Here is a 1,631-nt window from a genome sequence, read left to right as displayed (position 1 = left end):
TAGTTAAACTTCCATTACTTTGAAAAAGGGGAAATCACTCTATTTTTTCATTGTAAGTTTTTATGATTGGCTCAGAAACTAAAACTCACTTAATAAGGCGGGAGAATATGGAGCAAGTACTAACATCACTGAATAAATCAGATATTGAATTTCATCCGGGCCAAATCAGGTTTAAAGGGGAACGTTTTATTCTGATAAATGCCGAAGCATTAGGAATGCTCAGTCGTGACCTTATTTCTACATTAGGGCGTGAAAGAGCAAGGGCGTTCCTCCTTCGTTATGGGTGGGAATGTGGATATAAAGATTCGATTTCAATTAAAAAATTATTTCCTAATGCTTCACTTGAATTTCTCCATCAACAAGCTCCAATTTTTCATATGCAAGAAGGCTTTGTTCAAGTTGATTTACAAGGTCTTAATGTGGATTATGAACAGAATAAGTTTTATATGGAAGGAGTTTGGTTAAATTCATTTGAAGTAGATCAACATATTCAACATTTCGGTATAGTCAAAGATCCGGTGTGCTGGACATTAATAGGTTATGCAAGCGGGGTCTCAACGGGAATTTTTGGAAGGAAAATATTGTATAAAGAAGTGACTTGTGTTGGTAGAGGGGATGCTGAGTGCCGGTTTATTGGAAGAACTGTAGAGGAATGGGGAAATGAAATTGAACAGGAACTATCTTATTATGGTCAAACCAAAATTGCCGAAGAATTAGAAGAGGCACATCAGCACATTCAAAAACAGCATACGATGTTACAACGAATTATGGACATACATGAACAGCTTAACAGGATGGTTCTTTCAGGGCAGAGCAGGCAAGCTGTCATAAATACAATCGGGCAAATGCTTCATTCACCTGTAATTGTTCAAGATAAATATTTTCGTCCGCTTTCTTGGTGGCTGCCAAACAAGGAAAATTCAGGTATAGACCCATACCTTATCAAACCGGAAAAGGATCCTTCTTCAGAATTTTATCTGAAGCTTAGACTGTTAGATGAGGAAAAATGTGCGAAGGATTTTATTGTTTCGGATGAGCCAACGTTTCTAAACAGGACAATTGCCCCAATTGTTCTTGGCGATGAGATAATGGGCTATTTATCGGTCATCCATGTTGAAGGAACAGATAGTGAACTAAGACAAATAATTACCGAGCGAGCTGCTGCTGCAATGGCAGTAGATTTATTGAAAGAAAAAACGGCATTGAATACAGAACATAAATTAAAAGGTGAATTTCTTGATGAATTGTTATCCGGTACAACACCTATTGAACAACTAGGTAAACGAGCAAATTTTATGGGATATGATTTTGGAAAGCCACACCGATTTATGCTGGTGAAAATTATTCAACCGGGAACAGGTAATGGCTTGATAGAAGATCAAGATCTGCCTATGAATCTTTGTAATGAATTATTAAATATTGTTCAAACCAAACTTCACTCTTCTTCGAGAAATGCTTTAATTGTAGAGCGAAGAGGGGAGATTGTCCTTTTGGGGCCCTCAGATCCACAAGGATTAGATTTTCAAAAGGTAGCAAAAATCCTACAAGACCGGCAACAGCAATTATTTGTAAATATTAAAACTACCATTTGTATTAGTCGTGAGGCGATGTCCATTGAGGTACTTCAAGCC

The 1,631-nt window shown here is 37.3% G+C and carries 1 protein-coding gene; it reads left to right on the top strand.

All coding sequences use genetic code 11. From position 1 onward, the window contains the following. Nucleotides 1-107: 107 nt before the first annotated feature. A partial coding sequence (locus V7137_RS20345; RefSeq protein ID WP_335699762.1) for a XylR N-terminal domain-containing protein occupies nt 108-1,631 on the top strand: 1,524 nt, incomplete at its 3' end.

The organism is Neobacillus drentensis (assembly GCF_036962765.1).
GTDB lineage: Bacteria > Bacillota > Bacilli > Bacillales > Cytobacillaceae > Neobacillus > Neobacillus drentensis_C.
This window is presented reverse-complemented; position numbering and strand designations above follow the sequence as displayed.